Source organism: Desulfurellaceae bacterium, from assembly GCA_021296095.1.
In the GTDB taxonomy this organism is placed as follows: Bacteria; Desulfobacterota; Binatia; order Bin18; family Bin18; genus JAAXHF01.
Genome location: JAGWBB010000059.1, coordinates 1 through 19,585 on the forward strand (window position 1 = coordinate 1; position 19,585 = coordinate 19,585).

A 19,585-nucleotide genomic window follows, 5' to 3' on the forward strand; every position below is an offset into this window, starting at 1 on the left:
AGTCTGACAATCAAGGTTTGGGGTGAGGCGACGGGGCTGGGCGTGAGAGTTCCGCGCTTAGACATTTTCGGTATCTGGCATCCAGGTTGTTAATAAGACGCTTCACGGTTTCCTGCATGTCTCCTTCAGCAGATAGGCGCATTCCTCCTGGACCAGGATGATATTCGAGGTGTTTCTTTCCGTATACAGGGTTCAACATTTCAACTATTTCTCGTAGTGCCTGGTCGAAGAACTCCTTCTCAGGATATGAATCTGCCTTCTTTAGAGCCTTTGCCAAGTCATGCCCAAACTTTTCCGGGTTCTTTAGTTGTTTTTCGGGAATACCGTTTTTTACGAGTATGGACTTGAGCGCCAATTCGATCGCGTGTCCGTACAAATAAGTGGCCGCAATACGCGTGCTCTGAATTTGTCCGCTCTCTACAATCACGGACGCCGCTTGCAAAAACTCCTTGGCGTAGGTCAGCAGTCCTATATGCGGGTATCGGTTCATGATGCACTCCGAATGTTCGCCAAGCCCTGAAGGACCGAAGCCTCGGATCGCGCCGGCGACTTCGAGAGTCCGCAACGCCTGGGTTGTTGAGAAAACACCATGAAAGAGGAGCAGGGTAAACTGCAATGGCTCGTGGTTGCGGTGATGGTCGCGGTTGCATTGGTAATGGGACTCATTCTTGTGGCGGTCCTAGTCGTGGTGCACTTACTCGGTGGCATGGAAGCTATCACTGAAGGACTGATGACTGCTCTTTCCTTACTTGTTGGGGGACTACAGGCCGACAATCCGGTCACACGCTATATCTCTATCGGCATAGTATTGCTCCTCGGGTTGGGCATTGTTGTAGCAGGGGTGTGCATTTATCTGGTGTCTGCATTTCTTCAGGCAAGACAACCAAGACCCTAAACGAAGTTGACACTTTGCGCGTTATCAGACATAGCAGGCCAAGCGGCCGAGAGCGGGTGTCAGAATATCAGGCACTTACGGGACAAGGACGGCGCGGCCCGGCTGAATAAATCGCGGGCGAACGGGCGGTCTGGCCGAAGATTGTTCAGGGCGAGGGATGGGGCCAGCAGCGGCTTACGCTGTGCGCCGCAACAGCTCGGCCAACACTTCGCCCTGGCGTTCAAGGGCAGCGCCCTGGCGGTCAAGGGCAGCGCCCTGGCGGTCGAGCGTCGCACCCAACCGTTCCGCCTGCTCACCGTGGGCGGTCTCCATCAGATCGAGCTGGCGGTCCCGCCGCTCGCCGCTGAGCCGCATTTGCCGCAAGCCCCAGGCAATCAAACCGATCTGCCCGAAACCGACCGCAGCGCTCACGAACAGGCCGGCGATCTCCGCCCAATTCGGGGGCGGGCCAGTTTGGAGCGCGGCCACAGCCTCCCGCGCCAACTGGAGAAATTCAGCGTCCATCCTGCTCTCTCAGCTCAAGCCATAAAACTGCATGGCGCCTTCGGCCAGTACTTTGCGTCGGTACTCTTGCGGCAGCTTCTCCGCAATCTGGGCCGGCGCTCCGGGGAAGAAGCCGTCGGGATGCGGGTAGTCGGTCGCCCACAGAATCTTGGTCGGCCCCACATAGTCCACCAGATGCCGCAGGCTGCCCTCGATGGCGCTGGAAATACTCGCTGGGCCGCATCGTCAGCGAGGAGTCGTTGAACAGCCCCTTGTCGTCAAAGTGACGATCCATGCGGTCGAGCCACGGCGCGATCCAGCCGCCGCCCGACTCCATGAACCCGATCCGCACTTTGGGAAAACGTTCGCACACCCCGTCCCAGATGATACTCAGGCAGGCCAGCATCATCTCCATGGTGTGGGAAACCATGTGCTTGGCGCTCAGGCTCTCAAAGCGGTCCACTCCAACCGCAGGCATGCCGCCGGTGCCCTCATGGATGCCGATTGAGAAGTCCAGCTCCTGAGCTTCGGCCCAGAACACGTCGTAGTCCGGGTGGCCAAGCATCCGGTTGTTGTAGGGGTTGGGACGCAGAAAGCCGCTACTCATACCCAGCTCGTTGCGGGCGTAGCGCATCTCTTCGATAGCCAGATCAATAGACTGCATGGGCAGCATGGCCACGCCGAACAGGCGGTCGGGGTAGGGCTGGCAGTAGTCGGCCAGCCAGCGGTTGTAGGCCCGGCTGGCCGCCGCAGCCAGCTGCGGGTCCTGGATGGCGCCGACGAACAGACCCACGCTGGGGTACAGGAAGACGGCGTCAATGCCGTCCAGATCCAGGTCGGGGATGCGGGCGTGGGGATCAAAGCCGCCCTTGCGGCCCTCGGTGTATTTGATCCGAATCGAGGTGTCGCCCTGCCGGGCGCCGATGGCGCCGACCAGACCCAGGCCGGTCGGCCCGCCAAACACCTTGCCCTCAATGCGCAAGCGTTCCCTGCCGTCGGTGTCCACAAACAGCTCGGGCGCGCGCTCGCGGTACTCAGGGTCGATATACTCGGTCCAGAAAGTGGGCGGCTCCAACACGTGGCCGTCGGAATCAATGACGTTATAGCTGCGACTCATGGTCTCCCTCCTTGCCCCTGTCAGAGTTCAGTTGAGCTGATAAAACTGCTTGGCTCCTTCGGCCAGGACCGTGCGTCCCGTGTCGGCCGTCAGCTGCTCGGCAATCATGGTCGGCGCGCCCGGAAAAAACCCGTCGGGATGGGGATAGTCGGTCGCCCACAGAATCTTATGCGGCCCCAGGCGCTCGGCCGCATAGGCCAGACCGGTCTCAACCGGTTCAAACGAGATCCAGCACTGGCGCTCGAAATACTCGCTGGGTCGCATCCGCAGGCAGTGGTCCAGGAACTGGCTCTTGTCGTCGAAGTGGCGGTCCATGCGGTCGAGCCACGGCGCGATCCAGCCGCCGCCCGACTCCAGAAAACCGATTCGCAGCTTGGGAAAGCGCTCGCATACCCCGCTCCAGATGACGCTCAGGCAGGCCAGCATCATTTCCATCGGGTGCGAAATGATGTGCCGCTCGGCCCGGGTCTGAAAGCGGTCCACCCCGACCTGCGGCATGCCGCCGCCCGACCCTTCGTGCAGGCCGATTGCAAAGTCGAGGTCCTGCACCTCGGCCCAGAACGGCTCGTAGTCGGGGTGGTGCAGCATGCGGCCGTTGTAGGGGTTGGGCCGTAGAAAGCCGCCCCGCATGCCGAGGGTGTTGCGGGCGTAGCGCGCCTCTTCGATGGCCAGTTCGACCGACTGCATGGGCAGCATGGCCACGCCGAACAGGCGGTCGGGGTAGGGCTGGCAGTAATCGGCCAGCCAGCGGTTGTAGGCCCGGCACATGGCGGCGGCCAGCGGCGGGTCGTCTACCGCGCCGGCGAACAGGCCGATGCTGGGATACAGAAAGGCGGCGTCAATGCCGTCGAGGTCCATGTCTGGAATACGGGCGTGGGGATCGAAACCGCCCTGGCGGCCCTGGCTATAGCTGATGTCAATCGACGCCTCGCCCTGTCGGGCGCCGATGGCGCCGACCAGACCCAGGCCGGTCGGCCCGCCCAGCACCTTGCCTTCCAGCCGCAGGCGCTCTTTGCCGTCGGTGTCAACAAACAGCTGCGGGGCGCGCTCGCGGTAGGCGGGCTCCATATACCGGTCCCACAGGTCGAGCGGCTCCAACACATGCCCATCCGCGTCAATGATACGATAGCTGCGAGCCATGGCGGTTCCCCCCTCTTTTGGGCAATCGGGCGACTCGGAAGCGCTTAGCCGAGCTGGTAGAACTCGATCGCGCTGCCGGCCAGAACCGCATGCTTGTCCTTGTCCGACAGCTTCTCGGCAATCATGGCCGGCGCGCCCGGAAAAAACCCGTCGGGATGGGGATAGTCGGTCGCCCACAGAATTTTATTGGCGCCCAGATAGTTCACCATATGCGTCAGGCTGCCCTCGACCGGTTCGTACGAAATCCAGCCCTGGCGCTGAAAATACTCGCTCGGCGACAGCCTGAGCGCGGTGGAGCCGAACACCCCGTGATCGTCGAAATGGCGGTCCATGCGGTCCAGCCAGGGCGCAATCCAGCCGCCGCCCGATTCCAGGAAGGCAAAGCGCACTTTTGGAAAGCGCTCACACACCCCGCCCCAGATCACGCTCAGGCTGGCCAGCATCATCTCCACGGTATGCGACACAATGTGCCGGGCCGGCAGGTCATCAAAGCGCTCGACCCCGGCCGCCGGCATCCCTCCGGTGCCCTCATGAATGCCAATCGGAAAGTCGAGGTCCTGGGCTTCGGCCCAGAACGGATCGTAGTCCGGGTCGCCCAGCATCCGGTCGTTGTAGGGGTTGGGACGCAGAAAACCGCTCTTCATGCCCAGCTCGTTGCGGGCGTAGCGCATCTCTTCAACGGCCAGGCCGATGTCCTGCATGGGCAGCATGGCCACGCCGAACAGGCGGTCGGGGTAGGGCTGGCAGTAATCGGCCAGCCAGCGGTTATAGGCCCGGCACATGGCTGTGGCCAGGGACGGGTCCTGCACCGCGCCGGCGAACAGACCCAGGGTGGGATACAGAAACACCGCGTCAATGCCGTCCAACTCCATGTCCGGGATGCGGGCGTGGGGATCAAAGCCGCCCTTACGGCCTTCGACGTACTTGATGTCGGTTGAGGCTTCACCCTGCCGCGCGCCAATCGCACCGGCAAAACCCAGCCCCTTGGGACCGCCGTACACCCGGCCCTCGATGCGCAGGCGCTCTTTGCCGTCGGTGTCGGTGAACAGCTCGGGCACCCGGTCGCGGTAGGCCGGATCAATATAATCGGCCCAGAAGTTCGGCGGCTCCAAGACATGGCCGTCAGAATCAATGACATTATAGCTGCGTCCCATCGCGGTCCTCCTTAGTGCTTGTGCAAAACACGGTTTTCCGGCTGTTTCTTGGGCTCCTAGCACCTTCCGATCTCAGCGGCAAGCTTGCGCCGCAGGCCGCAGCGGCCAGCCGAGGCTTGCAAGAAAACCCGCGCAGACGTATGCTCCCGGCATCACACAATTCTTCGTGGGAGGTGAAGCGTATGAGACCACCAGAGGTCCAGTCCGAGATGATGCATTATCCTGGTCACGGCGGCACTCCGGTCAGTGCCTATCTGAGCCGTCCAACAACGTCGGGCCCGCATCCCGGCGTGATTGTGATTATGGAAGCCTTTGGTCTGAACGACCATATCAAAGACGTGGCCGACCGCTTTGCCAGAGAAGGCTATATTGCCCTGGCACCGGATATGTACACCCGTGAGGGAACCCCCGATATCAGCAACCCGGATACCATGCTCCAGAACGTGATGCGCATCATGTTCTCGGTCCCCGACTCGCAGGCCATGGGCGATCTTGACGCCGGCGCGCAGTACATCAAGAGCCAGGCCGACTCGAACGGCAAGGTGGGTGCGATCGGCTTCTGTTCGGGCGGACGCTACACCCTGATGTTCGGCTGTACCAGCAAAAACCTGGATGCGGCGGTGGATTCGGCCGGCGGATTCATCACCCAGGACGGACCCAACGAGCAGGAGGACACCCGTCCGGTCCCGCCTATCGACATGATCGCAGACCTGAACTGCCCCCTGCTGGGGCTGTTTGGTGAAGAAGACCCCAACCCGTCGCCCGAGCACGCCGAGCGGCTCCAGGCCGAACTCGACAAGCATGGCAAGACGTATGAGATGCGGATGTATCCCAACGCCGGCCACGCCTTCTTTGCCGACTATCGCGACAGCTATCGGCCGGTTCCGGCCCAGGATATGTGGCACCGGGTTCTCACGTTCTACGACGCACACCTCAGCGCGTAGTCGAGTCGGGTGGGGTCTCGCCCACCCCCCAATCAGGAGGGAGACATGGCAGTAGACAAATTCCCGGTTGAGGCGAGCCATATCATGATGTTTGCCCGCTCGGTCGGAGACGAGAACAAGATTTATTACGACGAAGAGTATGCCCGGGGCACCGAGCCGGGGACGATCATCGCTCCGCCAACCTTCGCCCAGTCCAGCGCCCAGTTCGATCCCGACTATTTTCTGCGGCCCAAAGCCGGCCAGCCCTGGTTTGGCTCGGGCAAGGAACCCACCGGTATCCAGAAGAAGGAAGGCGGTGGCGGTGGTGGAGGCGGCGGTGGCGGTCTGCACGCCGAGCAGCACTTCGAGTATCACCGCCATCCCAAACCGGGCGATGTGCTGACGGCGACCCAGAAACCCGGCAAGAAGTGGGAAAAGCAGGGTCGGCGGTCGGGCAAACTGATCTTTTCAGAAACCATCACCGAGTATCGGGACCAGAACGGTGAGTTGGTCATTACCGCCCGGGGCGTCGGCGTCCAGACCGAGCGGCCGGTCGATCAGTAGGGAGAACACGTATGGCCTTATCAGCAAGTCAGCTCAAAGTCGGTGACAGCCACGAGGAGCAGGTTGTCGAGAACCTGACCCGCACCCAGCTGGTCCAGTACGCCGGTGCGTCCGGTGACTACAACCCGGTTCACACCGATGAAATCTTCACCACCAAGGTGGCCGGCTATCCCTCGGTGTTTGCCCACGGCATGCTCAGCATGGGTCTGACCGGCAAAATGTTGACCAACTACGTCGGGGACGGACGTCTGACCAAGTACGGCGTGCGTTTTACCCGTCAGGTCTGGCCCGGCGACAGCCTGACCGCCCGGGCGACGGTCAAGGAAATTCGGCTCGAAGGCGAGCAGCCGATTGTCGATCTTGACGTCTCGGCCGTGAATCAGGACGGTGTCGAAGTGGTCAGCGGCTACGCCTCGGCCCGGGTTGATCCCTAGGCGCCCAGACTACGTCCTCCCCGCCCGCTCACAACAGGGGAGGACGTTGGCCGGTAACTGCTCCCGGCCCTCAACCGCTCGGAGCACCGGCTACGAACATTTTTTCAGCTTCTCTGTCCGCCAGGCTCGTGTTGACAAAGTCTCGGCCCGGGTGTTGTGTGAGTCTTTCGACAGGGAAAAGGAGGTCGCATGCAGTACGATCTGATTATTCAGAATGGAACGGTCATTGACGGCTCGGGTCTGCCGCGCTTTCGGGCCGATGTCGGCATCATCGACGGCAAGATCGCCTCAATCGGCCGGATCCGGGGAGAAAGCGCCCAGGAAGTCGTTGACGCCGAGGGCCACGTGGTCGCCCCCGGTTTCATCGACGGCCACACCCACATGGACGCCCAGGTGTCCTGGGACCCGCTGGGCACGTGTTCGTGCTGGCACGGCATCACCAGCGTGATTATGGGCAACTGTGGCTTTTCGCTCGCGCCGTGCAAAGAGAGCGAAAAAGACATGGTCATGCGCAACCTGGAACGCGCCGAAGACATTGCGCCCGAGGCCATGAACGCCGGTATCAACTGGACCTGGGAGACCTTTCCTGAATACCTGGACAGCGTTGAGCGCCTGCCCAAGGGCATCAACTATGGTGCCTACATGGGCCACTCGGCACTGCGGACCTATATCATGGGTGAGCGAGCGTTTACCGAGCAAGCTTCCGAGAGCGACCTGGAGCGCATGAAGCAGCAGGTGCGCGAAGCCATTCAGGCCGGGGCGATGGGGTTTACCACCTCGCGGACGCGTAACCACCAGACGCCCCAGCGTCAGCCGGTGGCCAGCCGCCTGGCGACCTGGGACGAAGTCCGCCAGCTGGTCGGGGTGATGGGTGAACTCGGCGCCGGCATTTTTGAGATCGCCGGGGAAGACACCGGCCGTGACCCCGAGCGCATCGCCGAATACCAGGCCCGGCTCAAGGCCCTGGCCGTCGAGACCGGCGTGCCGGTGACCTACGGCATGTTTACCATGCGACGCGCCCCGGACTGCTGGCAGTCCTACTACGAGCTGGCCGACGAGACCGCCGCGGCCGGCGGCCGGATGTTTATGCAGGTCCACAGCCGCTCGCTGAACGCGGTGCTGTCGTTTGAGACCAATACGCCGTTTGACCGCCTGCCGACCTGGCGGCGACTGAAAAAGATGGGTTCGCTGGCAGAAAAAGAGGCCGCGCTGCGCGACCCTGACTTCCGTCGCACACTCGTCGAAGAAGCCCGCGATCAAGAGCCCGACGGTGGCCGGGGTACCGGCCCCGAGGCCCGGGCGGCCGATTACGATTGGCTGTATGTCATGGACAGCCCCAACCCGCCCCACCGCTCGGTTGCCGAAATCGCCGCCGCCCAGGGTAAAGATCCGGTCGAGGTGTTCATCGACCTGGCCCTTGACAAGGGCTTGAAGCAGTTCTACCTGCAACCGCTGGCCAACGAGGATCAGGACCACGCGCTGCAGATGATCAAGCATCCGCGGTCGGTGGTGACCTTCTCGGACTCCGGGGCGCACGTGTCTCAGATCATGGACTCCTCGCTGCAAACCCATTTGCTCAGCCACTGGGTGCGCGAGAAACAGGAAGTGACGCTTGAGGAGGCGGTGCGGATGCTGAGCTTCGTCCCGGCCTCGCAGTGGGGGCTGAACGGGCGGGGTCTGCTGCGCGAGGGCATGACCGCCGACGTGGTGGTCTTCAATCCCGACACCGTTGCCCCGATGATGCCGGAGCTGACCTACGATCTGCCGGCCGGCGCGCGGCGGCTTAAGCAGAAGGCGGCCGGTTTCCTGGCCACCGTGGTCAACGGTCAGGTTGTGCTGCGCAACAACGAACACACCGGCGCCCTGCCCGGTCAGTTGCTGCGCGGTCCCCTGGCTCGCGCCTAAAGATCCCTCATGACGAGCGGGGCAGACCCATCGCGTGTCTGCTCCGCCTCTCCTGTCCCTCGCTGTCTCTTTCCACTCTAAGCCGATCAGTATTCTTGGGTATCCATCCGGGGCGGGTGGGATTCGGGGGAGGTTTTTCTGGAGTGCTGAGGGCCGAAGAGGCTTGAAGTAGCAACAGGAGGTCGGCGTGGGCTCCCGCACCGACTTCCTGGCGTCGGCGTTGCAGGCGGACCGAGAGGAGGTTCATTTGGAAGTCAGGATCGCAGAAGTTGATTCAGACTGGGAAATAGCTGGTAGGTTGTTGATTCAGCTTAGATCGGCCTATGACCTGCGCACGATAGTATCTCAGATGAAGGCCCAGCAGAAGAGAGGTTACACAGTCGTCTATATCAAGGATGGTGGTGCAGCAGTTTGCGCTGCCGGATTCGTGATTGAGACCAGATTGGCTTGGGAGAAACACATGTATATTGAGGATCTGGTCACGGATGCACAGCGGCGCTCCTCTGGCATAGGCAAAGTCATGCTGGATTGGCTCAAGTCCTATGCCAAAGAGAATGGCTGCGATCAGATCCATTTGGATTCGGGCGTTCAAAGGTTTCCTGCCCATAGGTTCTATCTGCGCGAGGGGTTCAATATCGCAAGCCATCACTTCTCGATTGCGAATCTCAAATGACAACATTGCCTGCCCGCTATGGGGTGAGAGACAGGAGGGGTATCCTGCCCTTTTACGCGATACCGCGACATTCTCGTCGTTTGATCTGGCCGAGGTGGTATCGGCTTGGAAGCCACTTGCTGGGGGATAGCTCTTGAAATTTGAACAGCGGTACTTGGTATTGGAGAGGAGCGAAGGAATCGAGCCATAACGTAGCTGGTATGACTCAGAGGCCGGTCCCTTCCGAACATGGGAAAAGCCCGGCCACTCTGCTAGAGTGGCCCTCCCAGCCCTGTCGGCGCGACTGTGGACTGGGTATGGAGGGGGACATGACTACAGACACACAGTGGCAAACGCTCAACGAGGAGGGCTTCCGGCTGTACCAGCAGGGGGCGTACGACCGGGCCGAACAGCTTTTTCGTGAGGCGCTGGAGAGGGTCGAGACGTTTGGTCCAAAGGACACGCGGGTGGCCATGGTGCTCAACAACCTGGCCAACCTGTGTCACAACCAGGGCAAACTCGACGAGGCCGAACAGCACTATCAGCGCGCCCTGGATATCCGGCGCGAGCAATACGGTCCGGATCATCCTTTTGTAGCCCAGAGCCTGAACAACCTGGCCTCGCTGTACCGTGAGCTGGGCCGGCTGGACGAAGCCGAGACCTTCCTGCAAAAAGTCCTGACCATTGCCGAGGCCATTGTCGGCCCCGACCACTGGCGGGTGACCAACTGCCTCAATAATCTGGCGGCGGTGTACATGGCGCAGGCGCGTTACGAAGAGGCGTCCTCGTTGTTTGACCGCTCGCTCACCATTCGGACCCGTTTTTTCGGGCCCGACCATCACTCGGTGGCAACCACCCTGTGCGGTCAGGCCGAAGTCGCGGTGGCTCAGGGCCAGGACGCGGCAGCCGCCCCGATTTTCCAGCGTGCCCTGGACATCCGCCAACAAAAGCTCGGCGCCGATCATCCGGCGGTCGCCCTGCTCATCGAGAAGTACGCCCCGCTGCTGCACCGGGCGGACCGCCGGGACGAGGCGCTGGCGCTGGAAGCCAAGGCCAGAGAAATCCGGGTCAAACACAAGCACGTTGACGCTGTCGAAGATCACAAGGAGTAAACGTGTCCTCCGACCTCTATTCTTTTAAGCAGGGAGGCAGGCTATGGAGCACAATGGACGTATGCCGCTCGAGGGTATTCGAGTCGTGGACCTGACGATCTGGGCTCAGGGGCCTCTGGGCGCCATGATGCTGGCCGACCTGGGGGCCGAGGTCATCAAGGTCGAGAAGCCCGGCCAGGGTGATTTTTCCCGTGGGGTGCAGTCCCTGTTTGGCCAGCCCCAGTTCTTGCCCGACGGAAAAAACCTGATGTTCGAGATCACCAACCGCAACAAAAAGGCAATCGCGCTCGACCTGCGCCAAGACGCAGGCCAGCAGGCCCTCTACCGCCTGATCGAAAAGTCCGATGTCTTCATCTCCAACCTCCACCCCAGCGCCCTGCGCGAGTTCCGGGTCGACCGCGAGACGCTGCTCGGCATCAACCCCGAGCTGATCTACTCGCACGCGACCGGTTTCGGGCCGCGCGGCCCGCACGCCGAAGACCCGTGCCAGGACACGGTCGGCATGGCCCGCTCCGGCTTCATGTTCAACACCCCGGATGCGGACGGAGCGCCGGTGTATCCGACCGGAGCACTGAGCGACATCCTGTCCGGCACAATGCTCGGCTTTGGGGTGATCGCCGCCCTGCTGGCCCGGGAGCGAACCGGTGTCAGCCAGTCGGTGTGGGCCTCGCAGCTGAGCACCATGATGTGGCTCCAGTATTACAACCTGGCCCAGTGTGCGAACGTGGGAGAGGACTTTGCGCCCTACGACCGCCACGATGTGGCCAACCCGCTGATGAACCTGTACCGCTGTGCCGACGGACGCTGGATTGCGTGCGGGTTGTTCGTGGCCCCGCGTTTCTGGTCGGACTTCTGTCAGGTGCTGGGTTTGACCGATATCGAACACGACCCGCGTTTCAGCAGCGATGAAAAACGATCTGAACATCGCCGCGAGTTGATCGCCCACATCGAGGGGGCGTTTGCCACCCGGCCGCGCGACCACTGGGAGACGATCTTCCGCGAAAAAGGTTTCTGGTTCTCGGTCGTCAACAAGGTCAGCGACCTGCCCGACGATCCGCAGGTGGCGGCCAACGACTACCTGATGGAACTCGACAACGGGCTTAAGACCGTATCGGCGCCCTTCAGCCTGGAAAAGGCTCCACCGCTCCGAAAAGGCGCGCCAGACTTCAGCCAGCACACCGACGAGATTCTGGAGCAGGTGTGCGGCTACTCGCCGGAGGAGATTGTCGCCCTCAAGGAGAAGGGCGTCGCCTGGTAGGCCAGTCGGCGCTCAGACGCCAAAGAAACGCGCCGCATTGTCGCCCAGGATCTTATTGACCGAGGTCTGGGGCAGGCGGGCCAGGGCTGCCCGCGCCTTGTCAACCGGCCGGACAAAGCCCTCGGCGTGTGGATAGTCCGAGCCGATAAAAAATTTGTCATCGCCAACCAACTCGACCATATACGGCAGGCTGCGCTCGTCCGGGTCGGCCGAGATCCAGATGTTACGGGCAAAATACTCGCTGGCCGAGCGCTTCATGGCCGTGGTATGGCCCATATAGCTGTAGCGGTAATCGAAGCGGTCGAGCCACTCGACAAGCCAGCCGCTGGCCGACTCGACGACCGCCACCCGCAGGTCCGGAAAGCGCTCGAAGACTCCGTCGTAGACCATGGTGGTCAGCGCCATGCGCGGGTCCTGAATGACATTCATGCTGACAAACATGAAGTCCGGCTTGGGCTCCCGGCGCCACTCGTTGCCCAGATAAAAGGGGTGGACAACCAGGTGCAGGCTGACCGCCAGGTCCAGCTCCTGGGCCGTAGCCCAGACCGGATCAAAATCCGGGTGGCCGAAGCTCTTGCCCTCAACCGGCATCGCCCCGATAAAGACCGCCCGCAGGCCGGCCTTGGCCAGCCGCCGCAGCTCGCGGACCGCCGCGGCGGGATGGCGGAGCGAGATATGGCCGACCGGGTAGAGGCGCTCGCGGTGGGCGGTGCACACGTCCAGCGCCCAGGTGTTGTAGGCCCGACAGTGGGCGGCGGCCAGCTCGGGGTCTTCGACCAGCCCGTCCGTCAGCAGTCCGAGCGAGGGGTACAGAAACTGGCAGGCGATGCCTTCCTGATCCAGGAAGGCGATGCGGGCCTGCATGTCTTCCAGGCTGTGGCTGGAGACCGCAGCCAGATCGAAAGAGCCGAGTCCGGCGCCGGACTCTTTTTGGCCATAGCCGATCAGCACGCCCAAAAAGTCCTCGACGTTGAAGCGGGCCCGCGTGTTGTCCTCAATCAGGATGGTGTAGCGGTCGCTGTCCGGGCGTGGCACAAAGCGCACACAGCGCGAGCGGTACTGGGGGTCGATATACCGCTGCCAGATATCGAGCGGCTCCATGAAATGGCTGTCGGCGTCAATAATCCGTGCCATACGGCTTATCCTTGGGGTGGGGTCGGTGGAAAAAAGCTGGTCCAATCGACCAGGGACTGGTAGACCGCGGCGACCTGGAGCAGCAGGTCTTCACGAAAATACGGGCCGACCAGCATCAGGCCGACCGGCAGCCCGCCGACCTTGCCGCACGGGATGCTGAGCGCCGGATGACCGGTCAGGTTGAACGGGGCGGTGTTGTGGGTGACCAGCCCCAGGTCCATGCCCAGCTGACCGCCGAACAGGGTGTGCTCAATCGCCTCCTGGGCGTCCTGGGGCTGGCGATAGACGGGGGCAGTCATCGGAGTCGTGGGCAGGGCCAGGATATCGGCCTGCGACAGAGCCTGGTTGTACTGTTTGACAAAGGTGGGGCGGACGTTATGGCCCTTGGCGTACAGCCGGCCGTGGGTGAAGCGGTTCAGGTAGGCGCCCATCAGCAGGCCGAGTTTGTAGTTGAGCGGCAGCTCGTGGTCGTGGCCGTGTTTGAAACGACCAAAGCTGGAGACCAGCGAGCTGGGGTAGTAGGTCCTGGCAAAAGCCCCGCCCAGGTTGGTCTCGAACATGTGTTTGCCGCCCTCAAAGTAGATCGGCAGCAGGGCCAGCAACGCCTTGTCGTGGAGCGGGACGGACACCGAGCTGAGCCGGGCGCCCGCGCCCTCCAGGCTGGCCAGGGCGTCGTGGACCACCTGCTCAACCTCCGGCTGGCTGCCGGCGAAGCCAAAACCCTCGGACAACACCCCGATGGTGAGGCCGTCGATGCCGCGGCTCAGCGCCTGGCCATAGTCGGGTAGCCGGGCCGGCAGCTGCGTCTGGCGGGGATCGTAGCCGTCCGGCCCGGCCACGCAGCTCAGCACTGCGGTCAGGTCTTCGACCGTGCGCGTCATCGGGCCGACGTAGTCGATGCTCGGATCGAGGCCGAACACGCCGGTGTGTGGAATAAGCCCGTGGGTGGCCATCAGACCCAGGCAGCCGGACCAGGCTGCGGGTATGCGGATCGAGCCGCCCTGATCGCCGCCAAAGGCGATATCCACCAGCCCGCCGGCTACCGCCGCAGCCGAGCCGGACGACGAGCCACCGGTGACATGGGCGGGATTGTGGGGGTTGAGCGGACGACCAAAATCGCCGATTCCGCTCAGGCCCGGTCCGCCAAACGAAAAGTCCTCCATGTTCATCTTGCCGACGATCGTACCGCCGCCGGACAGCAGCCGGGTGACGATGCTGGCGTCAAAGTCGGGGGTATAGCCGTCCATGAAATGCGAGCCCAGGCTGAGCGGAACCCCGGCCACGCTGATGTGGTCTTTGAGGCCGATGGTCTTGCCGGTGAGCGGGCCCTCGTCAGCGCCCGCCACCCAACACTTGCGGATAAAGACGTTGAGCGGATCTTCGTCTTCGGTCGGACGGTAGCCCGGGTCGCGGTCGGTGACCTCCAGGGGCAGGTGCTCCTCCTCGATCCGCAGCTCGTGAAAGCGCTCGAAGCTGTCGATGTGCTCAAGCATGCGCGACTGCATGCTGTGCGCCTCGGCCTGGCTGAGGGCGAGGCCGAGCGTTTTGCCGTGTGCGATCACCTCCTCAATAGTGGGCCGTGGCAACATACTCCCGCCTCCTTTTGAGTCTTCCCATACAGGCGAGAGGGCGGGCTTGTCAAACGCGCGACAGCCCGGTCGTGGCGGACCGGGTCGGTCTTGATCAGAGTTGGCTCAGGACTTCGAGAGACGGGGCAAAGAAGTGCGCCCCGGACACGGCCTGGGTGAAGTCCATCAGGCGGTCATGGTGGCCGTCGCCGCTCGTCCCCAGCATACGGCGCAGCATTTTTTCCGGGATGCCGAGGTCCTTGGTGTAGGCGATAAAGAACAGGCCGTGCTCGTCCAGCGTGCCGTAGGGAAAGCTGTGGCGCACAATCTCAAGCTCTTCCCCGTCCTCTTCGATCACGACCCGGCTGATGTGGGCGGTCGGTGGTTTGATGTCGTCCGGGAGTTCCTCGCTATCGGCTTTGCGGCGGCCGACCGCGCCTTCCTGTTCCTGCTCGGAGATCGCGGCCCATTTTGTCAGCTGATGCACGTAGCGCTGGGTGAAGACATAACTCCCGCCGGCAAACTCCGAATCCTCGGCCCCAATCAGGGCGACCTCGGCCCGTTCTGCGTCTCCCTCGGGATTTTCGGTGCCGTCAATGAAACCGGTCAGATCCCGCGAGTCGAGGTAACGAAAACCGTGCACCTCGTCCATCACCGCCACCCTGTCGCCCAGGCAAGTGCGGAGCTGCATGGCCAGCTCAAAGTTCAGGTCTTGGCGCTCGGCAATGAGATGCACGAGCACGTCCCCGCCGGTGCTCGGCGCGGTTTGCCCGGCCGCGTCAATGGCGCTGAACGGCCGCAGTCCGGCCGGGCGCCTGCCGGGGGAGATGACATCCCAGAAGCCCGACCCAAACCCGACGCTTCCGACCAGGGCTGCGTCGCGGTCGGTGGCGCCAAGGCTCTCGATCAAGGCCGGGACTTCGGTCAGAATTTTTGCCACTGCCGGGCCATTCTTTTCTGGATCGTGAACGCCCAGGATCAGGAATACGGCGTGCCGGCTGGGTTCGGGAATGATGGCGGATTGTGGGCGAGGCGTATGAGAAGACATAGTTCCATGGCATATCCCTCGGCCCGGCTTGTCAAGGCCAGCGTCCTGTTCACCCTTTCCGGCATGCAGACGGCTGTGGCATAGGCGCGGAGATATACCCGGAGGTCGGATAAGCCAAAGGGGTCATTCGATCCCTCGGCTTGTCGGTGCACGACGCCCTACGCGACCTGACCGAGCGTGAGGGTGAGCATGCCTATCAAACGCAGCGATGTGGACCGGGGACGGATAGACTTCTCGGACGTGATCTCCGGACGGCGGCTGCCGCCGGTCCATCCCGGCGAGATTCTCCGTGACGAATTCCTGGCGCCATTGGAACTCAGCGTGTACCGGCTCTCACAGATACTCAAGGTGTCACGACCGCGGTTGAACGATATCGTGCATGGACGCCGTGCCGTTACGACGGATACCGCGCTCCGCCTCGGCTACTATTTCGGGACGACGCCGGAGTTCTGGCTCAATCTTCAGACTCGCTACGATCTCGATGTCGCCGAGCATACGCTGCGCCGTAAGATCGAGCGGGAGGTCACCCCGCGTGCGGCATGACGCGCTGCGGGACTTCGTCGGCGTGACTGAGAGGACCCCATGACACCGATTCTTGACCGCTACTTTGGCCTGGCGGAGCGCGGCACCGACGTGCGGACAGAGCTGACGGCCAGCATGACGACGTTCCTGACGATGGCCTACATCGCCTTCGTCAACCCGCAGATCCTCGCCGATGCCGGAAACGTTCATCCAACTGCTGCTACGGCACGACGTGGCCTATACTGACGAAGAACCCCAGACCGGCACCCACTGGCGGGAAGGCATCCTTTGAAAATATATACCCTTGGCTTCACGAAAAAATCCGCTGCCACTTTCTTTGAACTCCTGCGTGAGTCCGACGCAAAACGTTTGGTCGATGTCCGGCTGAACAATATCTCCCAACTGGCGGGATTCGCCAAAAAAGACGACCTCGAATACTTTCTGAAAAAAATTTGTCGGATGGAGTACGTTCATTTGCCGGAACTCGCCCCTACCAAAGAGATGCTGGACGCCTATCGTAAAGAGCACAAGGATTGGGAAACGTATGAGCGCCAGTTTTTGGCCCTTATGGATGAGCGCCGCATCGGCACGAAGGGGATAAAAAGGACGCTCTCCAACGGCTGCCTGTTATGCAGTGAGGACAAGCCCGAACACTGCCACCGCCGGCTGGTTGCAGAATATCTCGAAAGGCAATGGGGCGGTGTTGAGATTGTCCATCTGGGATAAGTTCTCGTTCCAGTCAACACAGCTTAGCGCTGATGGTAGAGCGGATGCCCGCGGACGCCGGTATGCACCCGACTGAAATGGTCGCCCTCCAGATTGGCAAAATAGAGGTCCTGCAAGTCCGGACCGCCGAACGCGCAGTTGGTGGGAAAGTTCAGCTTTTGCGCTTCGGGGTCGTCAATCAACAGACTCCACTGCCCATTCGTATCCACTTTGATGATCTGATGGGCCGGAACCATGTTGACACCCTGATGGGCAATACCCTGGAGCGCATGTGAGCCGCCTATCTTCGCCGGCAGCGTGACGTAGAGATTGCCGTCCACGTCAAAGGCCATCCCGTCGGGCAGGGCGGGAAAGTCTTTGGAGTATATTTCAGGTGCGCCAAAAGTCCCGTCTTTCTTGATCTGAATGCGCAGGCAGTCATCCCGGGTGCTTTCCAGCACGTAGACCGCCTCTTCATTCGGCGCGATAGCCGTCCCGTTGGCAAGGTAAATACCGGTGGCCACGACATCGCCCCGGCCGTCCGGGCGGATACGGACCAGTGCGCCATTCGGGGCCGGCTGTGCCAGCTCGTCAAGCGCCTTTTCCAGCGTCGGAGCGCTCGACGAATTGGAGACGTACAAATTCCCCTCCGCGTCATAGCTGGCGAAATTCGGCATGGTGAGCTTCACGTCGCCCACCTGGTCGGCAATAAGCGAGACCTGGCCGGTCTGGGAGACGCGCAGCACGGCCTGCTTGGCCAGGTCGCAGTAGACAATATTGCCCTCACGGTCCATGGTCACGCCGTTGGGCATGGAGCCCTCCGGTAAGCGGGCTATTTCACCCACTGTCCCGTCCGGGGTGACTCTGTACACAATGCCATTGCGACCCGCGCCATAGGCCGCGCCGTCTTTATCAATGACCACGCCTTCAGCCTGAAGAACGCCTTTGCCAAAAATTTCTACCTGGTCCAGCGAAAATGTCGCCATGCTCCACGCTCCTTTTGCTGTCATACTGAGGCCATTCCGGCGTCAGTTCTGTAGGTCGGATTCGCCGGAGGCGTAATCCGACATCTCAGCTGCCTCCTTCGCGTCCTTATCCCCGGCAGCTCGGGCTTAATCGGCACGGTTCTCTCTGCTCTCGTCCTCTTCCATCCAGGCGGGAGGGATGCCTTTGTATAATACGTCTGGATCAATGTCGGCTCCATTTTCCCACCGAATCGTGCCCATCCGAGTATCAACCTGGACCGAACGAAAGACTTGGGCATTGGTCCGAATTGGCTCAAAAATCGGACCATGCAGATAGGGTTCAAGGTCGATTTCCCTGCTCGTGTTGTCAGTGAACTCCAGACGAACCCTGAAATCCTCCAGCGGTTCGACGGCACGAATACGTACTGGGCGCGGCATACTGTTACTCCTTTCCGCTCAGTCCAACGGGTCAATTGGTCGGAGGGGAAGCCCGTGTCTCGCTCTTTCCCAATTCGCCCGCAGTTCCTCTCGATGCAGAGAAGCCCACTCGACTACAAAAGCTCGGGGACGACGCGGCAGTTCGCCGTCCAGGATTTCCAGCGTGTCAATTGCAAATGAAGCCTCATGTTCGGCGTACTCTGCGTGAAAGTGCGCCGGGCGATGGTCATTGTAGTACATATAAACGACCATCCCAAAGAACTCACAAATGCGTGGCATCAGCCCGGTCCTCTTCCTGAAATAGTACGGCAAACCCTCGTATCTCGTCACATGATTTAGTCTGTGGGTCGGATTACGCTTCATTAATTCAACCTAAGGAGCTGAAGATGCCTTTCGTTGAAAACGAATCGATTCATCAGGGTGCGGTATAACCTTTTCTATTAGAGATGAGACAATTTCTGTATAACAGGATATTAGTTCTTCAATCAGGCAATAGTGCATCTCATCTCCTTCATCCCTGTCGGATTTGAAACCGAACACACAGGCATGTCGTACGGAGTAGATTCTATTCTGAGTAGTCTCTGTGATTTTCTCTTTTTCTTTAACAATAACTTCTTGCGAATGAACGATGCGATTAATTACCCACCAGAAGTCCTTCTTTGTCAAAGGTATCGTCTCCTCTATATCGACCTCGAATTCGCCAGTGTCGTTAAATCTCAGGTGTTTACACCGCTCCAAGATGCTTGGATCTCTGCCGTCTGCAATCTCGACACTTTTGCGTGCATAGAAACAGAATCTGTGCATATTCTCCATAATCAAAATAGTAGTTCGTGGCTCGAGAGCATCTATGTAATCACCGTGGGATGAGATCTTCATGCGTGCGAAAGCTGTAAGAATACAAGCTGCCTCTAGGGCCTGGTCGTGATACCGGGCCAATGCCGACCAGCGAAAATCGTTTAGTTCCATTTTCTAACCTAACTAATGTCACAATGGCTGGAATCCATATCAGTTTAGCGAAGATTAGTCCTGCGGAGCGGATTCGCCGGAGGCGTCATCCGGCGCCACCAGCGTATCGGCTGTCGCCACCATCGCTCCGATACGCCGTGCCGCTTGTTATCACTGACCGAATCGATCTTGGCAAGAACCGCTCCTGTCAAGACCGCCGCCATGCGCCGGCAGAGTCCAGGCATAGGGCTCAAGACCACGGCTTCCCATGAGGGGCGGGGCTATGCTAAGGCATACGGATAGACCCGCCCTGTCTCCCTGCAATGAGGCGGGGGATGAGGGCGGCCACGTCACAAGGAGGGTTCGGTTATGACGATGACGCAAAAAGGGTTTTCGCATCTGGGTCTGTCTACTTTGGATTTGGACAAGACCCGCGACTTTTATGAGAATATTCTGGGTTTCAAGCCGGTGCGCTGCGATACGATCAAGGTCAAGGAGGGCGGTCATATCCGGCACATCTTCTTTGATACCGGCCGTGACCAGCTGCTGGCCTTCATGGAGGCGCGCGAGGTGCCGGGCGTGCCCCAGGAGTACGACGCGGGGATCAACCGCGGGCTCGGCGT

24 protein-coding genes are annotated in these 19,585 nt (G+C 61.0%); 12 read left to right on the forward strand and 12 right to left on the reverse strand.

Annotated elements, in window-relative coordinates; translation table 11 throughout:
- Positions 1 to 10 precede the first annotated feature (10 nt).
- Positions 11 to 490 carry a HEPN domain-containing protein gene (locus J4F42_14540; GenBank protein ID MCE2486728.1) on the reverse strand — a complete coding sequence of 160 codons (480 nt, stop codon included), beginning with the start codon at positions 488 to 490 and terminating at the stop codon, positions 11 to 13.
- A 99-nt stretch (positions 491 to 589) separates the two neighbouring features.
- Between J4F42_14540 and J4F42_14545 the strand changes: the two genes are divergently transcribed.
- Positions 590 to 895 (forward strand): hypothetical protein, encoded by a 306-nt coding sequence (locus J4F42_14545; protein MCE2486729.1) that lies wholly within the window; start codon positions 590 to 592, stop codon positions 893 to 895.
- A 174-nt stretch (positions 896 to 1,069) separates the two neighbouring features.
- On the opposite strand, the gene J4F42_14550 is transcribed toward J4F42_14545, so the two are convergent.
- Genes J4F42_14550 through J4F42_14565 form a run of 4 tightly spaced genes read right to left on the reverse strand, consistent with a single transcriptional unit; the run spans position 1,070 to position 4,789 of the window.
- A complete protein-coding gene (locus J4F42_14550; protein MCE2486730.1) occupies positions 1,070 to 1,399 on the reverse strand; it encodes a hypothetical protein in 330 nt (109 codons plus the stop codon).
- Positions 1,389 to 2,495, reverse strand: a complete 1,107-nt coding sequence (locus tag J4F42_14555; GenBank protein ID MCE2486731.1) for an amidohydrolase family protein — start codon at positions 2,493 to 2,495, stop codon at positions 1,389 to 1,391. The genes J4F42_14550 and J4F42_14555 overlap by 11 nt, the downstream gene beginning before the upstream one ends.
- 27 nt (positions 2,496 to 2,522) lie before the next feature.
- On the reverse strand, positions 2,523 to 3,635 hold the full coding sequence (locus tag J4F42_14560; protein MCE2486732.1) for an amidohydrolase: 1,113 nt from the start codon (positions 3,633 to 3,635) through the stop codon (positions 2,523 to 2,525).
- Between the two features lie 44 nt (positions 3,636 to 3,679).
- Entirely contained in the window at positions 3,680 to 4,789 is a 1,110-nt protein-coding gene (locus J4F42_14565; GenBank protein ID MCE2486733.1) for an amidohydrolase, read from the reverse strand.
- 182 nt (positions 4,790 to 4,971) lie between these two features.
- Between J4F42_14565 and J4F42_14570 the strand changes: the two genes are divergently transcribed.
- From J4F42_14570 to J4F42_14600, 7 genes are all read left to right on the forward strand, one after another.
- Positions 4,972 to 5,733 (forward strand): dienelactone hydrolase family protein, encoded by a 762-nt coding sequence (locus J4F42_14570; GenBank protein MCE2486734.1) that lies wholly within the window; start codon positions 4,972 to 4,974, stop codon positions 5,731 to 5,733.
- A 45-nt stretch (positions 5,734 to 5,778) separates the two neighbouring features.
- On the forward strand, positions 5,779 to 6,276 hold the full coding sequence (locus J4F42_14575) for a MaoC family dehydratase N-terminal domain-containing protein (GenBank protein MCE2486735.1): 498 nt from the start codon (positions 5,779 to 5,781) through the stop codon (positions 6,274 to 6,276).
- An 11-nt stretch (positions 6,277 to 6,287) separates the two neighbouring features.
- Positions 6,288 to 6,710, forward strand: coding sequence for a MaoC family dehydratase N-terminal domain-containing protein (locus tag J4F42_14580; protein MCE2486736.1), 423 nt, complete (start codon positions 6,288 to 6,290; stop codon positions 6,708 to 6,710).
- A 189-nt stretch (positions 6,711 to 6,899) separates the two neighbouring features.
- The gene (locus J4F42_14585; GenBank protein MCE2486737.1) at positions 6,900 to 8,615 is read left to right on the forward strand and encodes an amidohydrolase family protein; all 1,716 of its coding nucleotides are present in this window, start codon (positions 6,900 to 6,902) and stop codon (positions 8,613 to 8,615) included.
- 187 nt (positions 8,616 to 8,802) lie between these two features.
- Positions 8,803 to 9,288 carry a GNAT family N-acetyltransferase gene (locus tag J4F42_14590; protein MCE2486738.1) on the forward strand — a complete coding sequence of 162 codons (486 nt, stop codon included), beginning with the start codon at positions 8,803 to 8,805 and terminating at the stop codon, positions 9,286 to 9,288.
- 308 nt (positions 9,289 to 9,596) lie between these two features.
- A complete protein-coding gene (locus J4F42_14595; protein ID MCE2486739.1) occupies positions 9,597 to 10,379 on the forward strand; it encodes a tetratricopeptide repeat protein in 783 nt (260 codons plus the stop codon).
- A 43-nt stretch (positions 10,380 to 10,422) separates the two neighbouring features.
- A complete protein-coding gene (locus J4F42_14600) occupies positions 10,423 to 11,637 on the forward strand; it encodes a CoA transferase (GenBank protein ID MCE2486740.1) in 1,215 nt (404 codons plus the stop codon).
- A gap of 12 nt (positions 11,638 to 11,649) precedes the next feature.
- On the opposite strand, the gene J4F42_14605 is transcribed toward J4F42_14600, so the two are convergent.
- From J4F42_14605 to J4F42_14615, 3 genes are all read right to left on the reverse strand, one after another.
- Positions 11,650 to 12,771 carry an amidohydrolase gene (locus tag J4F42_14605; protein MCE2486741.1) on the reverse strand — a complete coding sequence of 374 codons (1,122 nt, stop codon included), beginning with the start codon at positions 12,769 to 12,771 and terminating at the stop codon, positions 11,650 to 11,652.
- Between the two features lie 5 nt (positions 12,772 to 12,776).
- Positions 12,777 to 14,360, reverse strand: coding sequence for a hypothetical protein (locus J4F42_14610; protein MCE2486742.1), 1,584 nt, complete (start codon positions 14,358 to 14,360; stop codon positions 12,777 to 12,779).
- A 94-nt stretch (positions 14,361 to 14,454) separates the two neighbouring features.
- Positions 14,455 to 15,387, reverse strand: coding sequence for a Dyp-type peroxidase (locus J4F42_14615; GenBank protein ID MCE2486743.1), 933 nt, complete (start codon positions 15,385 to 15,387; stop codon positions 14,455 to 14,457).
- Between the two features lie 189 nt (positions 15,388 to 15,576).
- Between J4F42_14615 and J4F42_14620 the strand changes: the two genes are divergently transcribed.
- The 3 genes from J4F42_14620 to J4F42_14630 are packed head-to-tail and all read left to right on the forward strand — an operon-like array spanning position 15,577 to position 16,635.
- Positions 15,577 to 15,930 (forward strand): HigA family addiction module antidote protein, encoded by a 354-nt coding sequence (locus J4F42_14620; GenBank protein MCE2486744.1) that lies wholly within the window; start codon positions 15,577 to 15,579, stop codon positions 15,928 to 15,930.
- Between the two features lie 39 nt (positions 15,931 to 15,969).
- The gene (locus J4F42_14625) at positions 15,970 to 16,155 is read left to right on the forward strand and encodes a hypothetical protein (protein ID MCE2486745.1); all 186 of its coding nucleotides are present in this window, start codon (positions 15,970 to 15,972) and stop codon (positions 16,153 to 16,155) included.
- 42 nt (positions 16,156 to 16,197) lie between these two features.
- On the forward strand, positions 16,198 to 16,635 hold the full coding sequence (locus J4F42_14630) for a DUF488 domain-containing protein (protein ID MCE2486746.1): 438 nt from the start codon (positions 16,198 to 16,200) through the stop codon (positions 16,633 to 16,635).
- Positions 16,636 to 16,658: 23 nt separating this feature from the next.
- Here J4F42_14630 and J4F42_14635 read toward each other — a convergent pair whose 3' ends face one another.
- The 4 genes from J4F42_14635 to J4F42_14650 all read right to left on the reverse strand — a co-directional run bounded on the left by J4F42_14635 (position 16,659) and on the right by J4F42_14650 (position 18,983).
- A complete protein-coding gene (locus J4F42_14635; GenBank protein ID MCE2486747.1) occupies positions 16,659 to 17,600 on the reverse strand; it encodes an SMP-30/gluconolactonase/LRE family protein in 942 nt (313 codons plus the stop codon).
- 126 nt (positions 17,601 to 17,726) lie between these two features.
- Positions 17,727 to 18,017, reverse strand: coding sequence for a DUF2442 domain-containing protein (locus J4F42_14640; protein MCE2486748.1), 291 nt, complete (start codon positions 18,015 to 18,017; stop codon positions 17,727 to 17,729).
- An 18-nt stretch (positions 18,018 to 18,035) separates the two neighbouring features.
- On the reverse strand, positions 18,036 to 18,257 hold the full coding sequence (locus J4F42_14645; protein MCE2486749.1) for a DUF4160 domain-containing protein: 222 nt from the start codon (positions 18,255 to 18,257) through the stop codon (positions 18,036 to 18,038).
- Positions 18,258 to 18,389: 132 nt separating this feature from the next.
- Positions 18,390 to 18,983 carry a hypothetical protein gene (locus J4F42_14650; protein MCE2486750.1) on the reverse strand — a complete coding sequence of 198 codons (594 nt, stop codon included), beginning with the start codon at positions 18,981 to 18,983 and terminating at the stop codon, positions 18,390 to 18,392.
- 348 nt (positions 18,984 to 19,331) lie between these two features.
- Here J4F42_14650 and J4F42_14655 point away from each other — a divergent pair.
- A partial coding sequence (locus tag J4F42_14655) for a VOC family protein (protein ID MCE2486751.1) occupies positions 19,332 to 19,585 on the forward strand: 254 nt, incomplete at its 3' end.

Excerpts from the sequence above, each read along its gene's own strand:
- J4F42_14540 (MCE2486728.1), bottom strand. The coding sequence starts at position 490 with ATGAACCGATACCCGCATATAGGACTGCTGACCTACGCCAAGGAGTTT.
- J4F42_14545 (MCE2486729.1), top strand. The coding sequence starts at position 590 with ATGAAAGAGGAGCAGGGTAAACTGCAATGGCTCGTGGTTGCGGTGATG.
- J4F42_14550 (MCE2486730.1), bottom strand. The coding sequence starts at position 1,399 with ATGGACGCTGAATTTCTCCAGTTGGCGCGGGAGGCTGTGGCCGCGCTC.
- J4F42_14555 (MCE2486731.1), bottom strand. The coding sequence starts at position 2,495 with ATGAGTCGCAGCTATAACGTCATTGATTCCGACGGCCACGTGTTGGAG.
- J4F42_14560 (MCE2486732.1), bottom strand. The coding sequence starts at position 3,635 with ATGGCTCGCAGCTATCGTATCATTGACGCGGATGGGCATGTGTTGGAG.
- J4F42_14565 (MCE2486733.1), bottom strand. The coding sequence starts at position 4,789 with ATGGGACGCAGCTATAATGTCATTGATTCTGACGGCCATGTCTTGGAG.
- J4F42_14570 (MCE2486734.1), top strand. The coding sequence starts at position 4,972 with ATGAGACCACCAGAGGTCCAGTCCGAGATGATGCATTATCCTGGTCAC.
- J4F42_14575 (MCE2486735.1), top strand. The coding sequence starts at position 5,779 with ATGGCAGTAGACAAATTCCCGGTTGAGGCGAGCCATATCATGATGTTT.
- J4F42_14580 (MCE2486736.1), top strand. The coding sequence starts at position 6,288 with ATGGCCTTATCAGCAAGTCAGCTCAAAGTCGGTGACAGCCACGAGGAG.
- J4F42_14585 (MCE2486737.1), top strand. The coding sequence starts at position 6,900 with ATGCAGTACGATCTGATTATTCAGAATGGAACGGTCATTGACGGCTCG.
- J4F42_14595 (MCE2486739.1), top strand. The coding sequence starts at position 9,597 with ATGACTACAGACACACAGTGGCAAACGCTCAACGAGGAGGGCTTCCGG.
- J4F42_14600 (MCE2486740.1), top strand. The coding sequence starts at position 10,423 with ATGGAGCACAATGGACGTATGCCGCTCGAGGGTATTCGAGTCGTGGAC.
- J4F42_14605 (MCE2486741.1), bottom strand. The coding sequence starts at position 12,771 with ATGGCACGGATTATTGACGCCGACAGCCATTTCATGGAGCCGCTCGAT.
- J4F42_14610 (MCE2486742.1), bottom strand. The coding sequence starts at position 14,360 with ATGTTGCCACGGCCCACTATTGAGGAGGTGATCGCACACGGCAAAACG.
- J4F42_14615 (MCE2486743.1), bottom strand. The coding sequence starts at position 15,387 with ATGTCTTCTCATACGCCTCGCCCACAATCCGCCATCATTCCCGAACCC.
- J4F42_14620 (MCE2486744.1), top strand. The coding sequence starts at position 15,577 with ATGCCTATCAAACGCAGCGATGTGGACCGGGGACGGATAGACTTCTCG.
- J4F42_14625 (MCE2486745.1), top strand. The coding sequence starts at position 15,970 with ATGACACCGATTCTTGACCGCTACTTTGGCCTGGCGGAGCGCGGCACC.
- J4F42_14635 (MCE2486747.1), bottom strand. The coding sequence starts at position 17,600 with ATGGCGACATTTTCGCTGGACCAGGTAGAAATTTTTGGCAAAGGCGTT.
- J4F42_14640 (MCE2486748.1), bottom strand. The coding sequence starts at position 18,017 with ATGCCGCGCCCAGTACGTATTCGTGCCGTCGAACCGCTGGAGGATTTC.
- J4F42_14645 (MCE2486749.1), bottom strand. The coding sequence starts at position 18,257 with ATGTACTACAATGACCATCGCCCGGCGCACTTTCACGCAGAGTACGCC.
- J4F42_14650 (MCE2486750.1), bottom strand. The coding sequence starts at position 18,983 with ATGGAACTAAACGATTTTCGCTGGTCGGCATTGGCCCGGTATCACGAC.